This window comes from Psychrobacter sp. AOP5-GZ1-6, from assembly GCF_052376345.1.
Classification (GTDB): domain Bacteria; phylum Pseudomonadota; class Gammaproteobacteria; order Pseudomonadales; family Moraxellaceae; genus Psychrobacter.
The window spans coordinates 1-385 of the sequence record NZ_JBQSVP010000357.1 but is presented as its reverse complement, the minus strand read 5'-3'; the positions used below and the strand labels follow the sequence as shown (position 1 = coordinate 385).

Here is a 385-nt window from a genome sequence, read left to right as displayed (position 1 = left end):
CTTAGATTAACACATGAAGTGCAATTTCAAAGAGCAGGTGAAAAAAAGACCTAGATGCGCTAGCATCAAAGTCTTTATCCACCGACCAAAGTGAGATTGCAACCATGAGCTATACACATCTAAGCCTAGGGGAACGATACCAGATTTATGCCCTTATAGGGGCAGAACATAATATTAAATTTATAGCTGACACATTAGGTAGAAGCCCTAGCACCATATCGAGAGAAATCAGACGCAATAAAAGCCTACGAGGTTACCGAGCAAAGCATGCTAATAACAAGGCTTGTGACAGACGGGCTAACAACGCCACAACTATTGTGGCTGATATCTGGGCATGGGTGACAGACAAGCTTAAAGAGAACTGGAGTCCTGAGCAAATATCTGG

At 42.9% G+C, this 385-nt stretch carries 1 protein-coding gene; it reads left to right on the top strand.

What is annotated here, in order from left to right:
* Positions 1–104 precede the first annotated feature (104 nt).
* Positions 105–385: transposase (locus ACT3RN_RS16195; RefSeq protein WP_444518882.1), on the top strand; the 281-nt coding region annotated here is incomplete at its 3' end.